This window comes from Myxococcus qinghaiensis, from assembly GCF_024198215.1.
In the GTDB taxonomy this organism is placed as follows: domain Bacteria; phylum Myxococcota; class Myxococcia; order Myxococcales; family Myxococcaceae; genus Myxococcus; species Myxococcus qinghaiensis.
This window is the reverse complement of record NZ_JAKCFA010000007.1, coordinates 468930-492861: the sequence shown is the minus strand read 5'-3', so window position 1 is coordinate 492861 and position 23932 is coordinate 468930. Positions and strand designations below refer to the sequence as shown.

At 68.4% G+C, this 23932-nt stretch carries 17 protein-coding genes and 1 pseudogene; 6 read left to right on the top strand and 12 right to left on the bottom strand.

What is annotated here, in order from left to right; genetic code table 11:
- The first annotated feature begins 114 nt into the window (after positions 1–114).
- On the top strand, positions 115–1131 hold the full coding sequence (locus LZ199_RS16025) for a M57 family metalloprotease (protein ID WP_256569116.1): 1017 nt from the start codon (positions 115–117) through the stop codon (positions 1129–1131).
- Positions 1132–1340: 209 nt separating this feature from the next.
- Here the strand turns inward: LZ199_RS16025 and LZ199_RS16020 are convergent, their stop codons facing one another.
- From LZ199_RS16020 to LZ199_RS15995, 6 genes and pseudogenes are all read right to left on the bottom strand, one after another.
- Positions 1341–2099 (bottom strand): DUF6209 family protein, encoded by a 759-nt coding sequence (locus tag LZ199_RS16020; RefSeq protein ID WP_253994554.1) that lies wholly within the window; start codon positions 2097–2099, stop codon positions 1341–1343.
- Between the two features lie 117 nt (positions 2100–2216).
- A pseudogene (locus LZ199_RS46960) lies at positions 2217–2378 on the bottom strand (IS66 family transposase); the annotation flags it as partial.
- 436 nt (positions 2379–2814) lie between these two features.
- Positions 2815–3324, bottom strand: a complete 510-nt coding sequence (locus tag LZ199_RS16010; RefSeq protein WP_253994553.1) for a methylated-DNA--[protein]-cysteine S-methyltransferase — start codon at positions 3322–3324, stop codon at positions 2815–2817.
- On the bottom strand, positions 3324–4814 hold the full coding sequence (locus tag LZ199_RS16005) for a DNA-3-methyladenine glycosylase 2 family protein (RefSeq protein ID WP_253994552.1): 1491 nt from the start codon (positions 4812–4814) through the stop codon (positions 3324–3326). The genes LZ199_RS16010 and LZ199_RS16005 overlap by 1 nt, the downstream gene beginning before the upstream one ends.
- 150 nt (positions 4815–4964) lie before the next feature.
- Positions 4965–8744 carry an FG-GAP-like repeat-containing protein gene (locus tag LZ199_RS16000; protein ID WP_267145149.1) on the bottom strand — a complete coding sequence of 1260 codons (3780 nt, stop codon included), beginning with the start codon at positions 8742–8744 and terminating at the stop codon, positions 4965–4967.
- A 439-nt stretch (positions 8745–9183) separates the two neighbouring features.
- Positions 9184–9801: an ankyrin repeat domain-containing protein gene (locus LZ199_RS15995; RefSeq protein WP_253994551.1), complete on the bottom strand. Its 618-nt coding sequence runs from the start codon at positions 9799–9801 to the stop codon at positions 9184–9186.
- A gap of 666 nt (positions 9802–10467) precedes the next feature.
- On the opposite strand from LZ199_RS15995, the gene LZ199_RS15990 reads away from it, so the two are divergent.
- The 5 genes from LZ199_RS15990 (at position 10468) to LZ199_RS15970 (ending at position 17885) form a co-directional block, all read left to right on the top strand.
- Positions 10468–13770 carry a bifunctional serine/threonine-protein kinase/formylglycine-generating enzyme family protein gene (locus LZ199_RS15990; protein ID WP_253994550.1) on the top strand — a complete coding sequence of 1101 codons (3303 nt, stop codon included), beginning with the start codon at positions 10468–10470 and terminating at the stop codon, positions 13768–13770.
- Positions 13771–13982: 212 nt separating this feature from the next.
- A complete protein-coding gene (locus tag LZ199_RS15985; RefSeq protein ID WP_253994549.1) occupies positions 13983–15476 on the top strand; it encodes a sigma-54-dependent Fis family transcriptional regulator in 1494 nt (497 codons plus the stop codon).
- 48 nt (positions 15477–15524) lie between these two features.
- Positions 15525–16025, top strand: a complete 501-nt coding sequence (locus LZ199_RS15980; protein WP_253994548.1) for a hypothetical protein — start codon at positions 15525–15527, stop codon at positions 16023–16025.
- 4 nt (positions 16026–16029) lie between these two features.
- Positions 16030–16833, top strand: a complete 804-nt coding sequence (locus tag LZ199_RS15975; protein WP_253994547.1) for a DUF4347 domain-containing protein — start codon at positions 16030–16032, stop codon at positions 16831–16833.
- A gap of 197 nt (positions 16834–17030) precedes the next feature.
- Positions 17031–17885: a hypothetical protein gene (locus tag LZ199_RS15970; RefSeq protein WP_253994546.1), complete on the top strand. Its 855-nt coding sequence runs from the start codon at positions 17031–17033 to the stop codon at positions 17883–17885.
- Between the two features lie 27 nt (positions 17886–17912).
- Here LZ199_RS15970 and LZ199_RS15965 read toward each other — a convergent pair whose 3' ends face one another.
- The 6 genes from LZ199_RS15965 to LZ199_RS15940 form a co-directional block, all read right to left on the bottom strand.
- Positions 17913–18884, bottom strand: coding sequence for an NAD(P)-dependent alcohol dehydrogenase (locus LZ199_RS15965; RefSeq protein ID WP_253994545.1), 972 nt, complete (start codon positions 18882–18884; stop codon positions 17913–17915).
- 307 nt (positions 18885–19191) lie between these two features.
- Positions 19192–19983, bottom strand: coding sequence for a LytR/AlgR family response regulator transcription factor (locus tag LZ199_RS15960; RefSeq protein WP_253994544.1), 792 nt, complete (start codon positions 19981–19983; stop codon positions 19192–19194).
- Entirely contained in the window at positions 19980–21050 is a 1071-nt protein-coding gene (locus LZ199_RS15955) for a sensor histidine kinase (protein WP_253994543.1), read from the bottom strand. The genes LZ199_RS15960 and LZ199_RS15955 overlap by 4 nt, the downstream gene beginning before the upstream one ends.
- Entirely contained in the window at positions 21047–21637 is a 591-nt protein-coding gene (locus LZ199_RS15950; RefSeq protein ID WP_253994542.1) for a hypothetical protein, read from the bottom strand. The genes LZ199_RS15955 and LZ199_RS15950 overlap by 4 nt, the downstream gene beginning before the upstream one ends.
- A gap of 324 nt (positions 21638–21961) precedes the next feature.
- Positions 21962–22240, bottom strand: coding sequence for a zinc-binding dehydrogenase (locus LZ199_RS15945; protein WP_323389700.1), 279 nt, complete (start codon positions 22238–22240; stop codon positions 21962–21964).
- Between the two features lie 15 nt (positions 22241–22255).
- Complete coding sequence (locus LZ199_RS15940) at positions 22256–23761, bottom strand: oxygenase MpaB family protein (RefSeq protein WP_253994540.1); 1506 nt, start codon at positions 23759–23761, stop codon at positions 22256–22258.
- Between the last annotated feature and the right edge of the window lie 171 nt (positions 23762–23932).

Here is a 23932-nt window from a genome sequence, read left to right as displayed (position 1 = left end):
GGCCCTCCGAAGCCCCAGGCCCTTCCGAACGCCGTCTGGATAAACAACCCCGCGCAGCTCCCCAGCTCACAGACAGCTGCGCACTAATCTCTCAGTTTCACTGTCTCATTCACGTTGACAGGTTCCGTACGGCGTGCGCGAGGGCATTGGGAGGTCCGGCATCTTGTTTCTTCAACGCCCTGGCTGGCTCGCTCCATTTCAACAGGCTCTGAGTACGGTCTTCCCCATGGAACCGTCTACATGACCGTCTTGCTGAACAACTACGAGCTCGACATCAGCGAGCACACCATCACCCACGAGGTTGGCCACGCCATCGGGTTGCGCCACACGGACTACTACGACAACTCCATCAGCTGCGGGAACGGCTTCAACGAGGGCGATATGGGCGTGGGCGCCATCGAGATTCCGGGGGCGCCGACCACCGCCTTCCTGAACGGGTCCGTCATGAACGCCTGCCCCAACCTCGGCAGTACTGGCGAGTTCACCAGCGGCGACATCGCCGCGCTGAAGTCCCTCTACGGCCCGAGCGAGGTCCCGAACTGCTTGGACGTCGACCTCACGGTCTTCCGAGGGCAGACGGGGGCCCAGGGTCGCTGCACCTGCTCCTCGGGGGGCTCAGGCCCTGTCTGGGGAACGAATCTCTACACCGATGACTCGAATATCTGCACCGCCGCGGTGCACGCGGGTGTCATCTCCACCAGCGGTGGGACGGTGGTCGTCGAAATCCAGCCGGGCCAGAGCACCTACGTGGGAACCACCCGCAACGGCGTCACCACGAACTCCTACGGCGCCTGGGCGGGGAGCTTCCGCCTCGTCGGTGCTCAGACTCCGCAGCCTCCGCCGAGCTGCTCCAGCTTCAACTTCATGTCCTATCGTGGGCAGAACGGGACGCAAATCCGGTGCAACTGCCCGACGGCGAGCCTCGGAGCGTCGGTCTGGGGGACGGACCTCTACACCGATGACTCGGATGTCTGCACGGCGTCCGTGCACGCGGGCGTGATTGCCTCCACCGGTGGACAGGTGACCGTCACCATCCAGCCGGGCCAGGGCAGCTACGCGGGCACCAGCCGCAACGGCGTCACCTCGTACGCGTACGGTTACTGGTCGGGGAGCTTCTCCCTCAGCCCGTAATCGCGGCGCATCAGAGGGAAGGGGGCCCTGTTGGGGGAGGGAGGGTGCAGGGGGATGACCGGGGTCACCAGTGGCATCGCGAAGCCGGCGTAGCGGGGCAACGCCAGTGGCGCGGGGCCGAGCCATCTCAGAGGATGGCTCGGCCCCTGCGCCGGGGACGCGTGAACGGCCGAGGCGCGGAGGCAGGCCGAGTCGTCAGCCGGTGCGGCTCATTCCACCGCGAAGTGGTAGTTGGCGCCGTAGTTGCTGTCGTAGCGCACACAGGAGCTGCGGTCCGTGTTGCGGAACCACAGCTCCAGGTTGCGGGCGCCAGCCGGAGCGGTGATGGCCGTCGGCGCGGACAGGCCGGAGCCGGTGACGGCCGTCTCCTGGATGGGGCCGTTGTCGAAGCGGTACTGCGCGACAATCGCCCAGGCCGGGCCGTTGTATGTCGCGCGGCACTCGGGCAGGCGGTCCACGTCATAGTTGATGATGAACGGCTCGCCGGCGCGCAGCGTGCCCGCCACGGGCTCGTCCCAGTTCGCGGTGAAGGAGAGGGTCGGCGCGCCGATGGGGAAGTGGTAGTTGCTCCCGAGGTTGGAGTCCCAGGCCTGGCAGCCCGGGCTGGAGATGTCGAACCACAGCACCAGGGCGCCGCTCAAATTCGCGGGGAGATGCAGGGTGCGCTGGGTGGGGTTGTTATTGGGTTCGTGGCCGGCGACCCAGAAGCTCACCACCGGGCCGCGGTTCACCTGGACGTGGCCGGTGATGGTCCAGGTCGGGGCGCCCGAGGAGGTGGTGCCCCGGCACTGCGGCAGTCGGCTGGTGTCGTAGTTGACGACCACCTGGCCGCCCACGGGAATCAGCTCCACCGACGGCGTCTCGTTCCAGGCGCCATCGAAGGTGATGGAGACGGGGGTGGTCTGCGCCGCGGCAGTGGAGGCCACCAGCAGCAGCGGTAGGAGGGAGGGAAGAAGTCGACGGACCAAGATGCGCTCCTTTTTGAGCGGAAGAGGGACTGGACGGCGCTATCCCGCTCCCACACATCAGGTCAATGGCTTGGCGCGGGACTTCCTCGTTTTGAAAGCTTGGCGCCTCGCGACGCCTCCGGCGGCGATGGCACGCAACACACGCTCCGCGGCGTTGTTGTCGAGGGGCAGCGAAGGGTCATCCAAGAAGCGCGTCAGGGCACTCCATTGTCCCTTCGTGGAGCGAAGGGACAGGCCCAGGGGACTCTTCGGAGGATGCTCAGGCGCGGGCCGCGTCATGCCGTGCGCGGTGCGCGTGCTGGTACGCTCGGCCCCATGCTCAAGCGCCGACTCATCTTCGCCAGCCTCTTCCTCGCCCTCTCCTCGCCCGCACTCGCTCAAGCTCCCGTCGTCCGGCAGGAGTGGCGAAATGCCGCGAAGAAAGCCTGCGGTGGAAACCTGACTCCCCTGGTTGACGCCAACTCGATCGATCAGGAACTCTGTGTGGTCACCTGCATGAATGCCGGTGGAGCCGTGAAGAAGAGTGGAGTGCAGCTCCCCAATGGGTCGCCATGCTCGAGAAGCAAAATCACCGCCCCTCCGTTCAAATCCTATCAGGGGAAATGCCAGGCAGGCTCCTGCCAGGTGCCTGACTGGAATTAATGAGACGGCCCGCCCAGTGCGCCGGGGCGGGCTGTTGGGTTGATGCTTGTAGCGAGGAGCTTGTTCTGCCCTGTCACGCGAACAGATCCACCTGGCGCGGCATCGCTCCTTCCAACTGCAGCAGGAACTGCTTGGTCGGCAAGCCGCCGCCGAAACCGGTGAGGCTGCCGTTTGCGCCGATCACGCGATGACAAGGCAGCACGATGGGAATCGGATTGCGCCCATTCGCCGCGCCCACTGCGCGCGTCGCCGTGGGTCTGCCCACGCGCAGCGCGAGTTCGGCGTAACTGATCGTGCCGCCAAATGGAATGTTGGCGAGCTCCCTCCACACCTGGCGCTGGAACTGCGTCCCCTGCGGCGCCAGAGGCAGCTCGAAGCCCCGGCGTCTGCCCGCGAAGTATTCGTCCAGTTGCTTCTGGGTGTCCCTCAGGACCGCGTGGTCGCCTTCATGCCAATCCTCGCTGCGACGCATCGGGTGGCGCGGTGAATGGAACTCGATCAGTCGCAGGCCCTCGTCATTGCCGGCAATCAGCAACGCCCCGACCGGGCTTTCGATGTGGCGATAGAACACGTTGCTTTGCATTACGCGGTCACCCCCATCGAATCCTTCCATAGATGAATCACCGCATAGGCGCGCCAGGGACGCCAGGCTTCCGCCCGCGCGGTCAGCGCCTTCGCGCTCATGCGCGAACCATCGTTGGGTACCGCGCGCCGCAGCACCAGGTCGTCGGCGGGGAATGCATCGGGATGGCCCAATGCGCGCAGCGCGATGTCATGCGCGGTCCACGGGCCGATGCCGGGCAACGCGACCCAGCGCGCCGTGAAATCGTCCAGCGTGCGCTCCGGCTTGAAGTCGACGTGGCCCTCCAGGAGTGCGCGCGCCAGGGTCCGTACGGCCTGCGCACGCGCGCCTGTCAGGCCGATCGCACCGAGGTCGGCGTCGGCCAGCGCATCGGGCGAGGGGAAGAGGTGGTCGAGTCCGGGCGCGAGGGGGGCGGGCAGTGGCTGACCGAAGTGATGCGATAGTCGCGTCGCCAGCGTGCGTGCACCAGAGACGCTGACCTGTTGGCCGATGATCGCGCGCACCGCGCTCTCGAATCCGTCCCAGCCGCTCGGAACGCGCAGTCCCGCGCGCTGCTTCAGCAGCGGACGCAGCCGCGCATCGGCGCCGAGCGCTTCGATGATGGCCTGTGGATCCGCGTCGAGATCGAACATGCGTCGCAGCCGAGTGACGAACTCCAGCAACCGCGAAGGGCGCGCGCCGTGCAGTTCGAGCCGCAGCGCATTGTCGTCCGCCAGGCGATGCGATGCGGGCCATTGTGAAACACGCAGCCAGCCCGGCGCATCGATGGAGCCGAACACTCGCGAGTAGCTCGTGGCATCCACCACTTCGACACCGGGCAGCGCGCGCCCGCGCAGGAAATCGAGCATCGCGCCGAAGTCGTAGGGTGGGCGGTAACCCAGGCGCAGCCTCAAGGTCTCGCCGGGAACTTCGACTCGCTGCTTGCGCAGGTCGCGCGGAGCCATTCGATAGGCTTCGAGGAAGGCGGCGTTGAAGCGGCGCAGGCTGCCGAAACCGGCCGCAAGCGCGACTTCGGTGATAGGCATCGCCGTTTCCGTCAGCAGCTGTTTGGCGAACAACAAGCGTCGCGTGCCATGCACCCCCGTTGGCGACACGCCGAGGCGTTCGACGAACAGCCGACGCAGCTGGCGTTCGCCGATGTCGACGCGTTCGGCGAGCGCCGACAGGGGCTGTTCGTCGAGAACGCCTTGTTCGATCAGCTTCAAGGCGCGCGCCAACAGCGCATCGCCACGACGCCATGCGCCGTCGCCGGGTGACAGCTCCGGACGACATCGCAGGCAAGGCCGGTAGCCGCCGGCTTCCGCGGCGGCTGCGCTGGCGTAATACGTGAAGCGCTTGGCCGTCGGCGCCGGACAGACGGGGCGGCAATAGATCCGGGTGCTGGTGACCGCGGTGAAAAACAGCCCGTCGAAACGTGCGTCACGGGTGAGGCGCGCCTGCTCACAGGTGTGCGCGTCAGGGATCGCAGTGGCGGTGGCAAGCGTCGACATGAGTGCAGGCTAGCACCGCGCCGGGAGGGGGACTCGCCGGATTCGGACATCGTCATGAATGTCCGTTTCGTTCCGCGATTTTGTTCAGCCGACGCCGCTCAACCGGTCACTTCAGCGCGCGCATCAGAGGGAAGAGGGCGACCCTGGGGTTCAGGGAGGCAGGCAGACGTTCAGCACCATCGTCGCCGCCTTGGCGTTCACGCTGCTGAAGGCGAGGTCGGGCAGGCCGTCCGCGTTCCAGTCCGCGATGAGCCCGTCCCGGGCGGTGAGTCCCCAGCCGGGCTGGGGGCCCGGGGCGAAAGTGTTGGGGGCGGTCTGCATCACCACGCGACCCGAGAACTCCTCGAAGGAGAACAGGTCCGTGTGGCCATCGGCGTTGAAGTCCGCGGTGTAGATGCCGAGGCCGGCGCGGATGCCCAGGCTGTGCTTGGGCGTCAGCGTGGGCTGACGGGCCACATCGTAGGTGAGCAGTCCCACCTCGCCCCGGTCGATGAGCAGGCCGACGTTGCCCTGACCGTCCAGGTCCGCGCGGCCCATGGCGCGGTGCGTGTACTCACCGGTGAAGGACGTCTGTCCGGAGAAGGTGCCGTCCCCCTTGCCCCAGATGACGTAGACCTCCCCCTTGTCGATGTTGGGATTGCCGGGGCGCAGCAGGGCCAGGTCCATGTGTCCATCCCGGTCCAGGTCCGCGGGGACGAGGGTGTGTACCTCGTAGTTGGCGGCCACCTCCGCGGTGACGCGGGGCGCGAACTTCCCGCTGCCCAGGTTGAGCCACACGCCGAGCTGGATTTTCGAGGCGGTGAAGTGCTCCGTCGTCACCAGGTCGAAGCGGCCATCCTCATTGAGGTCCACCGCGATGAGCTCGGCCTGGCTCCAGTCCTCGTCATGGCGCTCGGCGGGCCCGAAGCCTCCGCCCGGCAGACGCTTGTAGACGACGAGCTGGGGCAGCACGCCCGTGGAGGGCGTCAGCGAGGTGGTGAGGGCGGCCAGGTCCTCCCGGCCGTCACCGTCCAGGTCCACGGAGACCAGGTCCTGCACACCGGCGGTGACCTTCTTGCCCGCCGGAGGCACGAACACCGGCGAGAGCGCGGCGGTGCTCCGCTCCGGGCTCCCCGACAGCGACATGAGGATGGCGTTCTTCTCGAAGCTGCCCGCGGCCAGGTCGGCGAGGCCGTCCGCCTTGAAGTCTCCGCTGGCGAGCCCGCCCGGGGCACCGTCGAGCGGGAGGCTCTCGCTCAGCGAGTCCGAGCCCCAGAACATCTGGATGGACATGTAGCCGGGGAACGCCACGTCCGTGCGTCCGTCGCCATCGAAGTCACCCGCGGCAGGCGCGTCGTGGTCGCCGCTGTAACCCAGGCTGCGTGGCCTGGAGAATGGCGTGGGTCCGGCGCTGCCCGGCAGGACGTTGAGCTCGCCTCCCGGAGTGTTCATCCAGAACACGTCCTGGAGGCCATCTCCGTTCACATCGGTCAGGAAGGGGTACTTGATGGTTTCACTGAAGGGACGGGCGAAGGGCATCTCGGACACCTGGGCCAGCGTTCCACCCGACGGGCTGAAGGTGCGGACCTTCTCGGGGTGGATGAGGGCCAGGTCGTCCGCGGCGCCATCGTGGTCGAAGTCACCCGCCACCAGATTGCCGTAGCAACTGGTACACGGGGCGTACACGGGAACCCTGAACGAGCCGGTTCCCGTGCCGTTGACCTGCACGATGCGGTTGTTGGCGGTGTCGAGCCGGGCGTAGTCCATGCGCCCGTCCCCGTTGAAATCGGCCACGACGGGGCAGTCCGAGGTGTTGGAGGAGATGACGGTGGTGGGTGTGTAGAAGGTGCCATCCCCCCTGCCGCGATAGAGCAGCGTGCGTCCCAGATGGACATGGGCGAACAGGTCCAGGACCCCGTCGGAATCGAAGTCCCGGGCGGTGAGACAGTTGAAGCTGCTGGTGAGGTTGGTGCCCAGGGGCGTGGACAGGGGCGTCTGGAACGTGCCCGTGCCCCTTCCGAGGTAGACGGTGAAGCCGCCCGTCGTGTCGTCACCGTCGGTCCCGAGGACGGCCGCGACGTCCAGCTTCCCATCCCGGTTGAAGTCCGCCACCACGGGCGCCGCACTGCTGAGGATGTTGCCGGCGCTGACGGAGTTCTCCAGCCGCGTGAAGCCGCGAGCGGGGCCGCTGACGAGCACGGTGATGTCGAACAGGTTGCCCACCAGGACGTCCTGCCGCGAGTCCCCGTTGAAGTCCCCGGCCCCCACGAACTGCGCTCCCGTGCGGTACGCGAACTGGGACACGGGCGTGAAGGACGGCGTCTCGCAGGCCAGGGGCACGACGTGGCGGTGATACGCCGGCGCGGAAGGACGGCCCTCGCCCGCTCCGTTGCGGGCCCTCACCTGGAACAGATAGGTCGTGCCGGAGCTCAGCCCGGGAAGCGTCGTCACCCGGGCGCTCGCGGGGACGGTGACGGAGCCACCGCCGGGCGTGGCGGTGACGATGTACTCGGTGACGGGGTCCGTGGCCGGCGCGGAGGCCGGGTTCCAGCGCACGACGGCGCCCGCGAGCGTGGAGTGCACGCGCACGTCGGTGGGCGCTCGGGGCTGGGCGCGCATCAGGATGGGCGCGGAGGTGGCGGGCGGGCTCGTGCCCACGCCGTTATACGCGGTGAGCGTGAAGGTATAGGTGCTGTCGGCGGGCAGTCCCGAGAGCCGGGCCACCGTGGGGACCGCTGGGAAGCTCTGGTCCACGCCCGCGGGAGTGGACGTCAGCCGGTAGCTGGACACGGGCCGGCCTCCGTCATTGACGGGGGGCTGCCAGTCCAGCTCGAGCTGCCCCTGGTGGTAGACGCCGGTGAGGTTGATGGGCGCTGACGGCGGGGCCGGAAGCGTCACGGAGGCGGTGGTGGCGGCGGCGCCCGCACCCGTCGAGTTCTGCGCGGCCACGCTGAAGCTGTACGTGGCGCCATGGGTGAGGCCCGACAGGTAGTGGCTCGTCGCCGAGGAGGTCGCCGACTGGGTCGCGCCCGTCGGATGCGTGGTGATGATGTAGCCGGTGACGGGCGCGCCGCCATTGTTCGTGGGCGCCGTCCACCTCAGCATCACCGCGCCGATGTACGGCTCCATCGTGAGGTTCTGGGGGGCGCTCGGAACGGCGGCGACCCGAATCGAGGAGCTGGTGGTAAGGCTGGAGTTGCCCACCGCGTTGGTGACCACCAGGGTGAACGTGTAGCTCTGCCCGTTGGTGAGGCCGGTGACGAGCGCGGACCGCTGCGTCGTATGGATGACCTGCCCGCCCGGCGCGACGGTGAGGGTGTAGCCCTGGATGGGTTGCCCGCCGTCCCAGGGCAGGCTCCACTCCAGCTCCACCTGCTGGTTGCCGCCCTTCGACCGGTGCCAGGACGGAGTGCCCGGGACGTCGAAGGTGTACACGCCCGCTGACAGGCTCGAGGCCTTTCGGGTGCCGTCAGCGTAGATGGCGGTGACGGTGAAGTAGTAACGCGTGCCATTCGTCAGGCCCGTGACGACCGCCGTCCGGGCAGCGGAGCCGACGTTGACCTTGATGCTCGAAGGCGAGCCGGTGACCTCGAAGGAGGACAGCGCGCTGCCCGTGGTGGACGGCGTGTAGCTCCAGGAGACGGTCATCTCCCGGATGCCCGGCGTGGCCGTCACGCTCGCGGGCGCGGTCAGCGTGGGAGTCCCCGCGTCACCCCGGCCCGCGTCGGCGGGACCGGCATCGGCGCGGCCCGCGTCCTGCTGTCCGGCATCGGGCTCCGCGGGGTTGCCCGCGTCAGCCTCGCTCGTGTCGGGAGCTCCCGCATCGGGACGCCCCGCGTCTGATGGGAGTCGGTCGTCGGGGAGCGCGGAGTCGTCGGAGGACTTGCCTCCGCAACCCACGGCTCCGAAGCCGAGGAGTGTCGCTGTCAGGAGGAGGATGACTGTTCTCATGAGACCTGTGCTCTCCAGGGAGCGGGAAGTCCAAGGGTGTTGTCCTCCTCCAACGGCCCTTGCCGGAGAATGTCGCGAGGAATCCGATTCGTCGGAAGCGCGCGAGCAGGCATCTCCCGGGTGGCTCATCACCGTGACGGAGGCGCCCACGGTCGGCGCGCCAGCACCTCGTCCAGGTTCCGTCGGTGGAAGTACGCCTCGGTGTCAGTCCCCTACACCCGGGCCGCCCGAGCGAAGCTCCAGGCCGGTGGACAGGCCGCTTGGGCCCCCTTGGGGCACACGCCTGCCCAGGCCGCGCACCCATCAGGTGCGTGGCGGGAGCCTGCGCTTGTGGGCTGTCTTGAGCCTCAACACCACACGGCCTGGGGGCGGCGCGGCGGCTCGCCCATCCAGCCCTCCGCAACAGCGTCCCTCTCCGTCTGAACCTCGCGTACCTGCTTCACGACCGTCGGCGTCCAAGAAGTTCAAGGATTCTGTCCCACGTTTGCGGATCGTGCTTTTCACGAGGTGGCAGTTTGGCGAGCGCGGTTTCGTTGTACTCATCAACCGCCTGCGGATCTGCCCCCTCCGCCATCAAAAGCTCGATGATGGGAACGTTGAACTTACGAGCGCCCATGCCGAGCGGCGTCAATCCGCGAAGTCCTCCCCACTCGTCCATCGTTCGTCCAGCCCCATGGCGCAGGAGCAGTGCCGTCATCTGCGGATCTTCATGTTCTACGGCCAGCTGCAAAGGTGACTCATGCGTTGATCTGCGGACGTTCGGATCCGCGCCTGCTTGGAGAAGCACCCGTGCGACCTCCAGCTCCGGAGGTTCCATGGCGCTGAGGAGCGGCGTCTCGTGATGATGGGCATCCCATTCGTTGACGTCCGCACCGTGCTCGATCAACAGCTTGATGAAGTCAATCGTTCCCCCAACGCCAATCTGGCCGATGGCGACATGCAGGGGTCGCCAGCCATCTTCCCTGGGCAGGTTGGGGTCTGCACCGCGAACCAGCAGCGCACGAACACGCTCCAGATCATGCTGGACGATGGCCTCAAACAATTCGGATGACAGCATTGGGCTCGGCAATGCTCGCCTGGGTGGCGGAAAGGGACTCGTGCATCGACGGGCGGTTTGTAACGACTCTCCTCCGCGCTGTCGACACCCTCGTTGTTGGGGCACCACGTCCGGCCCCTGTGCCCCTGCCTCAATGCGGCCGAGGGTCTCGACGGGGCACCCGCCTGCCCAGGCCGCGCTCCCATCAGGTGCGTGGCGGGAGCCTGGGCCTGTGGGCGCCTCTTGAGCCTCAACGAGGGCGGGGGGAATGGCGTTGGGGCCGGGTGACCGCTTCTCAGCTCCTGACGTGACGAGCCGCCGCTCGTGATTCAACGCGGCACCGAGCTGTCCTTCAGGCTGTTCAGGTATTGCTTGCCGTTGTCACGGGGGCGGCTGTGTCGTTCGGAGCCACGCTGGCGGTCGCCGCGCCCGCGGAGCCGCTGTCCCCGAGCGCGCGCAATCGATTCGTCCGACATGAATGGCGTCAATCCCTTGCAGAAGGAACCCTTGTCTGGGATTCGAAACGCCCGCTGTCGGCTCCAGGGGTGGTGATTCGGACCCGGCTTGCGGGGGGCGTCCCACCGTGGGTGGGCGCCGGCGGCCATGGCGCCTGTCGGCCGGTTGGTCCTAGCATCCTTGGCGAGCCGCGACCGGGAACCTTGAGGACTCGCTGGGGGTGGGGCGGACATGAGCAAGTGGGGCTTGGGCGCGTCGCCGGAGGCGACCGATGATTTGCTCTCCACGGGGGCGCTCGTGGAGGGCTTCCGGGTGCTGCGGCTGCTCGGCGAGGGCGCGTCGGGGCGCGTCTACCTGGCGCAGGACCTGTCGCTGGGGCGCCACGTGGCGCTCAAGCTCCTGCGGCCGGAACTGCTCGGTCCTCCCGGCGCGGAGCGGATGCTGGAGGAGGCGCGCACCACGGCTCGCTTCAGCCACCCCCACATCGTCACGGTGCACGCCGCGGGCGTGTTCAAGGGGCAGCCCTACCTCGCGCTGGAGTACCTGGAGGGGGAGACGCTGCGGGAGCGGATGTCGCGCGAGCGGCTGTCGCCCGGCGAGGTGCTGCGAATCGGGCGGGCCATCGCGGACGCGCTCGCGGAGGCGCATCGCCACGACATCATCCACGCGGACCTCAAGCCGGAGAATGTCTTCCTGCCGAGGGATGGGCGCCTGCGCGTGGTGGACTTCGGGCTCGCCCGTCATGCGGGCACCGCCGCGCAGGCCGCGTCGGGGACGCCCGCGTACATGTCCCCCGAGCGCTGGAGGGGCGCGCCTCCGTCGCCGGCGATGGATGTGTGGTCGCTGGGGGTGATTCTGCATGAGCTGCTGGAGGGGAGGCGGCCGGTGGAGGACGCGCACCTGACGTCGTTCGCCTTCCAGCCGCGTCCGCTCCCGGGGCCGGCGCCGCATCTGCCCGGGGCCTCGCTCTTCAGGGACTGTCTGGCGCTCCTGCCCGAGGCGCGGCCCACGGCGCGGGCCCTGGAGCAGGCCCTGACGCAATGGCTGGAGCCGGTGCGCGCCTCACCGGAGGACTCGGAGGAGGGCTCGCGGGCGCCGTTCCATGGGCTGCGCTCGTTCGCCGAGGACGAGGCGGAGGCCTTCTCCGGGCGGGAGATGGAGGTGGGGGCGCTCGTCGAGCGGTTGCGCCAGGACGCGCCCGTGGTGGTGGTGGGGCCTTGCGGCATCGGCAAGAGCTCGCTGTTGCACGCGGGCGTGGTGCCCCGGCTGCGACAGCTGGCGCGCTGGGAGGTGGTGTCGCTGCGCCCGGGCGCGCGTCCCCTCGCGAGGCTGGTGGAGGCGCTCGGGCTGGAGCGGGAGCTGGCCGAGACGTTGTCGCGGACTCCGGGGGCGCTCGTGGGGCTGCTGCAGGCACGCGCCTCCGGGCCAGCGCTCCTGGCGGTGGATGCGTTCGAGGAGGTCTTCACGCTGGGCGCTCCGGAGGACGCGGTGGCCCTGGCCCGGTGCCTTGCCGCGGTGGCCTCGGCGGGCATCGGGTGGCGCGTCCTGGTGGTGCTCCGCGACGACTACCTCGGGCACTTCGCGCGCGTGGAGCACCTGGGTGGGTTCCTCGGCCATGCGTTCGTGGTGGGGCCGTTGTCGCCCGCGGCGTTGACGGAGGCCGTCACCGGTCCGCTGCGGCGCGTGGGGTATGCGCTGGAGGACGGGCTCGTCGAGCGCATCGTCGCGGATGTCCGTGCCCAGCCGGTGGGGCTGCCGCTCCTGCAGGCCACGTGCGCGGCGCTCTGGGAGCGGAGGGCGCGGGGGCCCAGGTTGCTGCGGACGTCCGTCTACGCGGAGCTGGGCGGCGTGGCGGGGGCGCTGGCGGCGCAGGGACGGCAGCTGCTCGGACAGCTCTCGGCGAGGGACATCCACACGGCGCGCCTGTTGCTGCTGGAGCTGCTCACGCCCGAGGGGACCCGGAGGCCCCGGCCGCGCGAGGAGCTGTTGGAGACGCTGGGGGCGGGGGCGAAGCCGGTGTTGGATGCGCTGCTCTCGCACCGGTTGGTGGCGGCCTCGCGGGACGTGAAGACGGACGGGGCCCTGGTGGAGCTGGCGCACGAGGCGCTGGCCACGGCGTGGCCGGAGCTGGCGCGCTGGCGGCAGGAGTCGCGGGACGAGCATCAGCTCGTCAGCGAAATCGACCAGGCCTCGGAGCTGTGGGACCGGCGTGGGCGCCGGGATGAGGAGACGTGGGGCGGGCGCGCGCTGGACCAGGCGTTGCGTCGTCTGTCGGACGGGCAGGTGCCGTTGGTGAGTCGCTCCCGGGCGTTCCTCGATGCGGGGAAGCGGCGCGAGCAGGGGCGGCTGCGCAGAAGGCGGCTGGGGTTCGTCGCCGGAGGACTGCTGCTGGTGCTCGCGACGGGCATCGGGACGGCAGTAGTGCTCGCGCTCCAGCAGAGCGAGCGGGAGGCGACGCGGCGGCAGCGGGAGATGGAGCTGATGTCCCTGGACCAGGGGGACTTCGACCTCGTCCTCGAGCTCTTCGACTACGACGCGGACGCGCTCGCGTGGAAGCGGGTGCCCGTCACCTCTCCGCTCCGGTGGAGCCTCGCGCCCGCGGAGGCTGGAGGCGAGGGGCCCGCGTATGACGCCACCCGGCTGACGCGCCATCCGGGGCAGGTGGATGGAGAGGGGGCCTGGCGGGAGCGGGTGCAGGCGCCCTCGAAGGCAGCGTGGCTCACGGTGTGGCGGGGGGCGTGTCCGCCCTCGCGGCTGCGGCTCCTGCGGTTGCCGGGCTATGCCCAGCGCGCCCGTCGCGAGGCGTTGAGGCTCCCGGTGCCCACGTGCGCCGCGTCGCGGGCCGGGCAGGTGCTCGTTCCGGCGGGGGAATACTGGCGTCCGGAGGTGACGCCCGAGCAGGAGACACGAATCCATGTCGAAGCCTTCGCGATGGACCGGACGGAGGTCACCAACGCGCAGTTCCAGCTCTTCGAGGAGCGAGTCCTTCCCCAGGTCGGCGGACAGCGGGAGGCGCCCCCGAAGCACCCGAAGTATGCCCATGCGGCGGAGCCGTCCCGCCCCGTCTCCGCCATCGACGCGGAGGTGGCGGAGGCGTTCTGCCATTTCCTGGGCAAGCAGTTGCCCACGTACGAGGAGTGGTCGAAGGCCGCGCGGGGCGGTGAGTTCCTCGACGCGGGCGGACGTGTGCCCAATCCCATGCCCCGGCGACAGACGGTGTGGGGCGAGGACCCGCGTGTGCCGCCGGCCAATCTGAATGGCGAGGATGTGTTCCCGACGCTGGCGCCCGTGGGGTCGTTCCCCGAGGACCTGGGGCCCTATGGCATGGTCGACCTCGCGGGCAACGTGGCGGAATGGACGGCGACCGATGCGACGGAGGGGAGCTTCCCGGGCTACCGCATGGTCGCCGGGGGGCGCTGGGACGCACCCCCGGAGGCGCTGCATCACCGGCTCGTCTGGGCCAATCACCAGTCGCCCCGACGCTTCGAGTTCGGCATCGGCGTGCGCTGCGTGGAGCGGGTGCGGGGCCCCTGAGCAGACCGAGGGCCCCGGTCTGCGTCGTTGTCCACCCGAATTGACAGGGCAGGGGAGGCGCGTCAAAGCGCGTTGACACATTCCTCGGTCCGGATGCCCAGTCCCCCTCTGGAACGGTGGTTGGCTTGTCTCCTGCAATACAGACAGGAGTCATGTCCTCCCTCTGGCTCCTCAGCATTGTGGTGCTTCGGCCGGGTGGTATGTTGGCTGACATGGCCACCCCTGAGGTTCGTCTGACCCGTGAGAGGGATTTGTATCTCGCGGTACTTCGAGTCCTGGACGCCGCGGAGCCCCTTCCACCCTTGCAGGATGTCCTGGCGGGCCTGGTCGAGCTGTCAGGCGCGCAGCGTGCGGGGTTGGAGCTCTACGGTGAAGGCGAGACGGCGAAGCGGGAGTGGGCGCTGTTCCATGGCTGCTCGGAGCTGGAGCGCGAGGAGATTCGCGCGTTGACGTCGCGAGGCATCGTCGCCTCGGCGATTGCGGCCGGCAGGACGGTGCACACGGCGCATGCGCTCCTGGACGCGCGCTTCTCGGGCTCCGCCAGCGTCAAGTCCCAGCGCCTGGAGGCGGTGCTCTGTGTGCCGTTGACGGGCCGGCTGCCCGGGGTGCTCTATCTGGAGGGGAAGCGAGGGGCGGGGCCATTCGAGGAGGGATTGGTGGCGCTGGTGGAGTCCGTGGCGCGCTTCCTGGGGGCGGCGGCTGAGCGGGCCTTGCTTCGGCGGGGAGCGGACCGGGACAACCCGACGCGAACGTTCCGGGAGCGGCTGCAGCTCGAGGGCATCATCGGTCGGAGCCCCGCGCTGGCGCGGGTCTTCGGTCAGCTCGCCGTCGCCGCGCCGCTGGATGTCACGGTGATGATTGGAGGAGCCTCGGGGACGGGGAAGACGCAGCTCGCGCAGGCGCTCCACCTCAACAGCAAGCGCAGGCTGGGGCCCTTCGTGGAGCTCAACTGCGCGGCGGTGCCCGAGGGGTTGTTCGAGAGCGAGTTCTTCGGGGCCTTTCCCGGGGCCTTCCCTGGGGCCCGGAGGACGATGGGCAAGGTGGAGGCCGCGGAAGGAGGGACGCTCTTCCTCGATGAAATCGCGGAGATTCCCCTGGCGGCGCAAGCCAAGCTGCTCCAGTTGTTGCAGTCGCGGCAGTATTTCCCGCTGGCCAGTCCGAAGCCCTTCAAGGCGAACATCCGCCTGGTGGCGGCGAGCAACGCGGACCTGGAGCAGCTCGTTCGCGAGCGGCGCTTCCGGGAGGACTTGTTCTACCGGCTCAATGTCCTGACGGTGCGCATGCCCTCGCTGTCGGAGCGACGGGAGGACATCGTCCCGCTGGTGGATGGGTTGGTGGAGCGGCTCTCGGAGGAGAATGGTCTGCCATGCCTGCGCCCGTCCCCGGCCTGCCATGCCGCCTGTGAGACGGCGGAGTGGCCCGGCAACGTCAGGCAGCTGCGTCATCGCCTGGAGGCGGCCCTCATCCGGGCGAGCGCCGAGGCGGCGGTGGCCCTGGAGCCGCGTCACCTGTTCGAGAGCGTCGAGCCCCAGGGGGCGATGCCCGTGTCATTCCACGAGGCGACGCGCCACTTCCAGCGGGATTTGCTGCGCCGGGAGCTGGAGGCCTCGGATTGGAGTGTGACGGAGGTCGCGCGGCGGCTCGACCTCACGCGTCAGCATATCTACAACCTGATGAAGGCCTTCGGTCTCACCCGGGACTCATAGCTGTCGGTCGTGACGTCTCAATGTGTTGTTTCAAGGGAGGAACGTTCCATGCCTGATACGCAATACTTCCAGCTGTCCACGTACAAGCCGCAGCCCTCCGCCGCATTGCTGGTGAACTGGTGGGCGCCGGATACCAATCAGATCGCCGAGGGCGGGTACGGCGGGTTCAAGGTCCGGGTGGTCGGCACGGACATCTTGAAGTTCAAGTTCGACCTGGTGTCGCCCGCGGGGGACAGGGAGGTGAACGGCCTCGAGGTGAATCTCACCAACCTCGCGCATGTGTGGGCCGGTCACTCCAGCGCCATCCATGCCAATCCCGGGGAGTATGGCTATCTGCTCCTGTCGAAGGCGTACCTGAAGTTCGCGACGGTCGCCAACCCGCTGGACTTCTCCGATGGGAAGGGCAAGTGGCCGTTCGGGACGGATCTCTGGGCGGGGCTCATCGAAAGTTTGATTCGACGCAATGGCGACCTGCTGGGGCCCGATGTCGCGCAAGCCAGCAGGGTGCTCGTGAACGCGCTCAAGGCGAACAGGAACGAGCTGCGGTGACCGCATGCACCTGACCATCATCGGGTATTCGGCCATCCAGGACCGGGAGATCGAGCCCGTCATCTTCCGGGTGGATGGCTTCAGCAATCCTCGTCGGAGGTTCGCTCGCTGCCAGACGGTGGCCGCGCTCAAGCCTCTTGTCCAGGAGGTGGTGAACCGGGCGGGTCCGCTGTCGCGGCTGGACATCTTCGGGCATGGCGCCGCCGGTTCATTGACGCTGGGAGATGTGGGTCAGGAAGTGGTGACGCAGGATGAGGCGACCTGGACGAACATCCTGGGGCTGGACGACCTGCTCGATGACACGGCGGAGGTCCGGCTGCTCGGGTGCAATACGGGGACGGAGGCGCTGGGGCGCCGGGTCCTGAGGGGGTTGCAGGAGAAGCTGTCGACAGGCACGAAACGGCGAACCGTCTGGGGGGCCATCGCGGCGCTCGACTATCCAGACTTCGGTCCCGAGGGACTCCGCCGGGAGGTCGCGAGGCAGTTCTTGATATCCGGCGGGATGGTGAACAACCCGCTCATCTCCCTCTATCGCGACAGCAGCGGTTCGTTCTTCTCGTATTCGGGGCAGGAGGCGTCCAAGGGCTTCCTCCCCCGAGGTTATCTCCCCGCGGGGCTGCGGGACCTGCCGGACGTCGTGGGGGACGAGCGATTCTCGGTGGGAGACATCGAGGTGCTGGCTTTCGCGTCCCAGCGCATCGTGGGCCTCCGACAGCGACCGACGGGGGAATGGTCGCTCTTCCGTTGGGCCGGTGACGGGGATGCACCGAGCCGTGAGCAGTTGGAGTCGCAGCTGAAGAACCGCTGAGCCGTCGGCGTCACTCGACGTCGAATCCGTTTCAGGAAGCTGCCTCGGGGCGTGACGGAGTTCTTCCGTCGCGAAGAGGGGGGACGTGTCTCCTCGGGGCGCAGGGGCCGTGTGAAGCCTGTTCAAGGGCGTGGCCGCCGGATGACGGCGGCCACGCCGCTCCCTGTTGTTCCATGTTGTTCCATGCAGAGGACGTCATGAAAACTGTCTTGGCTCTGGTCGTGTCCGGAGGGCTTGCCCTGTTTCCGAGCGTCGTGTCCGCGCAATCCCTGGCGCCGCCGGGGGCGGGTTCGTTGTCAACGCCTCCAGCGGCGTTGGTGGGACGCGCCGCGAACGACCACCTCTACCTGGTCCATGAATTCGCGGACACCGACGTCTCGAAAGCCTATTTCGGTGACGAGAGTCTGAGCTTGCTGGAGTATTTCTCGTTCAACGGGATGCTGAATGACGGCAAGAGCATCGGGGCGAAGCTGCTCGGCTTCCGCATCTTCGACAACCTCCAGCTGAGCATCTACACCGCCATCACCGATGACAAGACCACGGTCCGGAATGACGCCTCACCGGAGGAGACCGCCAAGGAGAGCAATCTCGAGAACTTCATCGAGGCGGGAGGGAACCTGACCCTGACGGGAGAGCTCCCCCTGATGGCCTTCATCCCGCCGACGCCCGCGGGCGCCCCGGGGCTGCGCAGCATCGCCTCCATGAGCGTCATGGGGCTCATCAACGCGGACGTCGAGCCGCTCGGAGTCTCCTCGGACAATGGGGTTCGGGTGAGCCAGCTCGGCCTCCGCTTCTATGGACAGAAGGCCGCCATCGACAATGGAGACGTCGCGGCGTTCGCCGAGGCGAACATGGGTGGCTTGTGGGGCACCGCCGATTTCTTCTCGTCCATTGGCCAGCCCGGTCGCCGCGTGGCGCTCTATGGCAAGGCCACTGTGGGGTTGCTCCTGTTCAGGCGGTTCCGGCTCAACCTCAACAAGGTCATCATGGGACCCGAGAAGATGCGGGGGCCCTGGATCCTCTCGGTGGGCATCGCCCCCTTCGCGCCATGAGGCGCGGGCGACCCAGGAGGGACCTCCTCAGGACAGGTGGATGGCGACCTTGCCGCGGGCGTGTCCCTCCTCGAGGTACGCGAGGGCCTGGGGCAGCTCCTCGAACGGGTAGGTGCGGTCGATGACGGAGCGCACGGAGCCGTCGGCCAGGCGGTCGCGCAGGTACTCCAGGTCCTCCAGGTTGCTCTTCATCGTCAGGTAGCCCAGGCGCTTGCGACTCCCGAGCGAGCGCAGCGGCCCGAGCAGGAGCGCCGCCGCCATCTGCTTTCCCGCCCCGCCCGTCATCACGTAGCGGCCGCCGGGCGCGAGCGCGCGCTCGTAGGCGCTCAGCGGGTGGTAGCCGTTGGCCGCGAGGATGACGTCGTAGCGCTGGCCGCTGCGCGTGAAGTCCTCCTTCGCGTAGTCGATGACCTGGTCGGCTCCGAGCGAGCGGACCAGCTCCTGGTTGCGGGCGCTGCACACCGCCGTCACCTTCGCGCCCAGCGCCTTGGCGAGCTGCACGGCGAAGGTCCCCACGCCTCCCGACGCGCCATTCACCAGCACGGACTCGCCCGCCTGGAGGCGACCCTCGCGACGCAGACCCTGCAGCGCCGTCACGCCGGCCAGCGGCGCCGCGGCGGCCTCGACGAAGCCGAGGCTCGCGGGCTTCGAGGCGAGGACGCCCTGGGGCGCGCAGACGTACTCCGCGAAGGCGCCCCAGTTGCTGCTGCCCAGCTCGCCCATCACTTCATCACCGGCCTTGAAGCGCGTGACGCCGGGACCTGCGGCCTCGACCACGCCGGCCAGGTCGCAGCCAAGCACGTTGTAGCGGGGCTTGAAGAGTCCGACCGCGAGCCTCGCGAGGAAGGGGTCGGCGCGCAGGATGTGCCAGTCGGCCGCGTTGAGCGAACAGGCCCGCACGCGCACGAGGACCTGGCCTGCGCCCGGCGTGGGGACGGGGCGCTCCTCGAGCTTCAGGACCTGGGGTGAGCCGTATTCGTAGAAGGTGATGGCGCGCATCAAGGGACGGCTCCAGCGGCAGGGGGGCACGAGGCCCGGGAACAGGTGGGCTTCGTACACCGCTGTACCCTAGCGCGCGCAGACGATTCGTCCGAACAGCTCGCACGGAACCCAGTTGTGGCTCAATCACAGGCTGATGTGGAGAAGCGGGAGGTCCTGTCCGCGCCCCCTATCGCGAGGTGGCCGACGGGGCAGGCTGACGCCTTCGCGCGAGACGTGCTGCCCTGGGTACGCACCCCGCGGCTTGCGCCTCCTCCGCCCCAGGGCCGGTCTCGCGCACTTGAGCGCCCCTCCGAGGCTTGCTCCCTCATGGCCATGAGCGACGGCCAGCGGGACTCCGCCCCCCTGCGGCGGCACCCAATCGCTCGCGGAGTTCGCGCAGCCGGTCGCGCGCCACGGAGAGCACCGTCCCGTCCTTCAGGTGTACGCGCGCGTCGCCGTAGCCCCCCAGGACCTCCACAATCGCATCAAGCTGGACGAGCGTGGCGCGGTGGATGCGCAGCCAGCGCGTCGGGTCGAGTCGCCGTTCGAGCTCCGCGAGCGACATGTCCACCACATCGGTGCGCCCGGCACGCGCCACGTAGACGAGCCGGTCCTCGGCGTACAGGTGCGTGGCGTCCGCGAGCTCCACCACACGCACGCGGGTGCCCGTCCTCGAGGTGAGCCGCGACAGCGGCGTGGGTGGCTGGAGCGCCGCTTCCAGCGCACGCAGCCGCTCCTGCGCGAGCAGGGGGTGCATGCGCGCGAGCTTGTCCAGCGCACGCGTGAGGCCTCGCGCGTCCACCGGCTTGAGCAGGTAGTCAACGGAGCTCACCTCGAAGGCCTGGAGCGCGTACGTGTCGAAGGCGGTGGTGAACACCACGGGCGGCGGCATGGGGAGCGCCCGCACCAGCTCGAAGCCGCTCATGCCCGGCATCGACACATCCACGAAGAGGGCGTCCGGGGGCTCGGCGCGCAGTGCCTCCGCGGCCTCCACCGGGTCGGTGTACGTGGCCACCACCGTCACACGCCCCGTTTCCTCGAGCATGCGAGCGAGGCGCCGCAGCGCGAGCGGCTCGTCATCCACCAGCACGGCACGAAGGAGCCCGGGGGCACTCATGCGGCCTCCGTGCGCGGAAGCCATACCCGCACGCACGCGCCGACACCGCCCTCGCCCCTCGATATGGACAAGCCCGCCTCCTCCTCCCCGTAGGAGGACACCAGCCTCCGCGTCAGCATGTCGAGTCCGTGCCCTGGCGGCGGCGGCCCCGTGATGCCAGGCCCGTCGTCCCGCACCTCCAGGTACACGCGCCCGGCGTCCGCGCGCGCCGACACCCGGACCTCGCCGCCCTCGCGCCTCGGGGCCACGGCGTACTTCACGGCGTTCTCCACCAGCGTCTGCACCGCGAAGGGCGGCACCGCGAACCGCTCGAGGCCCGGCTGTACGTCGAGCGAGCAGCGCAGCCGCGTCCCCAGCCGCACACGCTCGAGTTCCAGATAGTCGGACACCAGGTCCAGCTCCCGCTGCAGCGGTACATGGCGTCCCGCCCCCGCATCCAGCGAGGAGCGCAGCACGGACGCCAGTCGCTCCACCATGGCCTCCGCGGCGCGCGGGTCCTCGCGCACCAGCGTGGCGATGGAGTTGAGGGTGTTGAAGAGGAAGTGCGGCTGCAGGCGCGCGGACAGTGAGTCGAAGCGCGCCTCGGCCTCCAGCCACTCGGCACGCTCGCGCAGCGCCTCCGCCTCGCGCACGCGCGCGTCCCGCCCGTGGATGCGACCCGCCATCCGGGAATACACGAACGTGCTCACCCCCGCGGGCAGGCTCAGAACCATTCCGATGCCACCGTCGACGAACAGATGCCGCTGAAGCTCCGAGGCGGGAAAGGCGCCCAGGCCCGCCAGCGTCACCGTCGCCACCGTCATCATCACGGCCGTGATGACCGCACACGCGGCCAGGCACTTGAGCAAGGCGGGCACGGGCGGGCCGTGCATGGCGCGCCGGCCCACCGCGGGCATCAACCCCATCGACGGGAAGCCGATGCAGATGCCGTAGAAGGTGCTGAGCGCGAAGATGCGCGCGACCTCCGCGGGCGGGGCGGGCGCGGGGAGTATCACGAACGCCGTGACGAGCGCGGCGAGCAGCAGCGTGCAGCCCGCGAACAGCGCCCAGCGCACCCCGGGCTTCATTTCGCGCGCCGCACCGTCATCTCGAGAAACTGACCGAATGTCTTGCCCCCATCGAGCGAGAGTTCTCCCTTTTCAACCCACACCCCGTCGCGCACCTCCAGCGTGAAGCGGACGCGGCCGTGAGGCATGTCGAAGCCCCACTGGAAGACCCCATCACCCAGCAGCTTCATTTCGGTGTCCACGACGCCGCTGCCCAGCCGGTAGGCACTGAAGCGCACGCGGCCAGCGGCCTCATCCCAGGAGAGTACCCCGAGTGCCTGGTGCGTGGGGATTTCGGGGGCCGTGGGGCTCGCTCGGCTGGTGCCCAGTCCCTCCACCACGAGCACTGTTCCGTCGAGGTGCGGCTGCACGGTCTCCTTCAACTGGAACGTCTTGCGGCCACCCGCGCTCGGGCCCATGTCGACCCATCCGTCTCCCCGCCAGTTGCCCACCAGGACCTGCAACGGCGAGAGCTTCTCACGGTGCCGGGCGGCCGCTTCCGCAGGCGAGGGAGGCTGCCGCGGCCCGGCGGGACGGGGTGGCTCCGCGGCGAGGACAGAGGTGGTCAGTGCGAGCGCGAGGGCGGCGAGGAGGTTGCGGGCGTGCATGAGAGGTACTCCCGTTCGTGGGTGCCTTTCCGTCCTAGTTCAGGGGCACACGCCGGGCATGCAGGTTCCGACGAGAGGTCGGAACTCAGGGACGAGGGGTTCATGAGTCGACGTCGATGCGCGCCCACGCCGGCTTCCGCGCAGGCTTCGACCTCCGAGTGTGTCCGCGGGGGCGGAAAGCCGGGCTTCTGCGGGAGGAGGACTCGGAGCCTCTTGCATGAGAGGATTCCGGGTGCCTCGCTATCGAGTCATCGTCAGGATGGTCACAGTACAGTACGTCCTCGACGTTTTGGATCAGTAACGGCGCTTGTGCAGCGCGCGCACTCAGTCTTCCAGTGGAAAGGTCTTGTCTACGACAGGCTTGAGCACTCCTTGTTCGACCAGCGCGCCGATCTCTCGCGCGAGGTCTTCGAAACGGGTGGGCTTGTAGTCGATGACTCCATCTGCGCCGAGTGATTTCACGAGGGCCGTGTTTCTGGAGCTCGTGGTGGTCGTGACCTCAGCCGGGACGACGTCGGCAACCATGACAGCGGCTTGGATGAATGGACCACTCGCCACGATGTCGTGGGCTCGGGCGAAGTTGACCTCCTTGGCGCCGCGGATCGCCCAACTCGTTTCTCAATCCTTGTCCGCTGGGGCCTTCGGCGCGACCGGCCGGATGCTGAACGGCACGTCGACGTAGGAGTCGATGGTGTTCAGCACCTGGGCCATGATGGTCGGCCGCTCTCCTCGAGCCATGGCCAGCCGCATCTGGGCCTGATGCCAGGCCGTCACGTAGCGGAGCTTTGGCGGGGTGAGGTGGATTCCCCGACGCATCGTGCCCTTCAGGAGCTTCCACGTGAGCCGCTGTCCCGGCCCCCAAGGCAGCCTGTAAGCCTCGCGCCAGCGCTCCGGCAGGAGACCGGCGGTGAGCACCTCATCGAACTGTCCCCGGGTGAAGGGCGAATTGAAGAGCAGGCCCGCCAGCTCAAGCGCCGTGTCTCCCACGCTCAGCCGCTCCCCCGCCAGCTCTCCGTTGTACCACTCGTAGAAGGACTCGAGCGTGGGCGGCATCTGCTCCGGCGGGAGCCCGAAGTACGCCGCGGCGCGCAGCGTCTCCTGATAGTAGCGACGCTTCTCTTCGACGCTGAGCGGCCGCACGAACGTGTCGAAGATCAGCATGGCGGTGTCGATGAGGGTGGCGTGCACCCAACGCAGCAGCGAAGGATCGTTCGCGCGATAGGGCCCAGCGCCCTGCGGGCCGGCGCCGTCCGGAAGTGCGCCGTAGACGCGGCTGTGCACGCTGTGGATCCGCTTCGCGGCGCCCGTCGCTTCCGAGAGGCCACCAAACTTGAGCTGGTACATCGCCGTATAGGTGCGTCGCGCTCGGCCGAGCAGGTCATTCCGGAAGTTGCTGTTCTGGGAGATACCGTAGGCCACTGCCGGATGGGCGAGTTGCAGCAGGATGGCGCGCAGGCCGCCGAGGAGGATCACTGGCTCGCGATAGAGCACCCAGGTCATGCTGTCGGGGCCGTAAACGCCCTCGACCTCGCCTGCCGCGTGCTCTCGCATGTAGTCGAGACACTTGCGGAAACGCTCGCGGTCCTGGTTGAGCTGCTGCTCCACTTCCGGAGAGGGCGGCCATCGCCTCGGGTTTGTCTGCATATTCATGAATCTATCCCCATCATGTTCACATCGAAGATGCTTTGATAGAGCCAGCGGGCCAAGGTCGGACAGAGCGGGCCACCCAGGCTGTGCCCGGCGAAGACCAGCGTCGCCTGATAGGACGTCTTCTCCCCCAGGAATGTCTGGAGCGATTGATTCGTCCGCGGATCCAGCATGTTCAGCAGATTCGTGGTCCCCTTTGCCCGCGTACATGGCATTGTCGGCCACCTTGGACACCCTGGACTTGCCGCTGCAGTCCGTGTCGGCTTGATAGACGCAAGGCCCCCACACTCGCGTCCACACCCCCAGTTGCTGACTGTTATTCTTCAAAGCATCGTCGAGGATCGGCCCAAGCTGCTGCGCGATGTTGGAGGCCGTATCCTCCAGGCTGTCGCCCAGGTTGGAGAACCTCGAAAGCTGGTACACCGTCTGGATGATGTTGTAGCTTCCCCCGGTTTGGATTGGCTGTACGATGCTCATACGAATGCGCCTCCCCTTTGGGGTGATGATTCGACTTCAGTGACAGCGGAAACCCAAGCAGAAGACATGCCAGTACGCCATGCCGCAATTCTCCGGGGCAATCACACGCACCTCGGGATTCGCGCCAGGCGTTTGGCGTGTCAGCAGGGTTCTTGACGCGTCAGAAGTGCG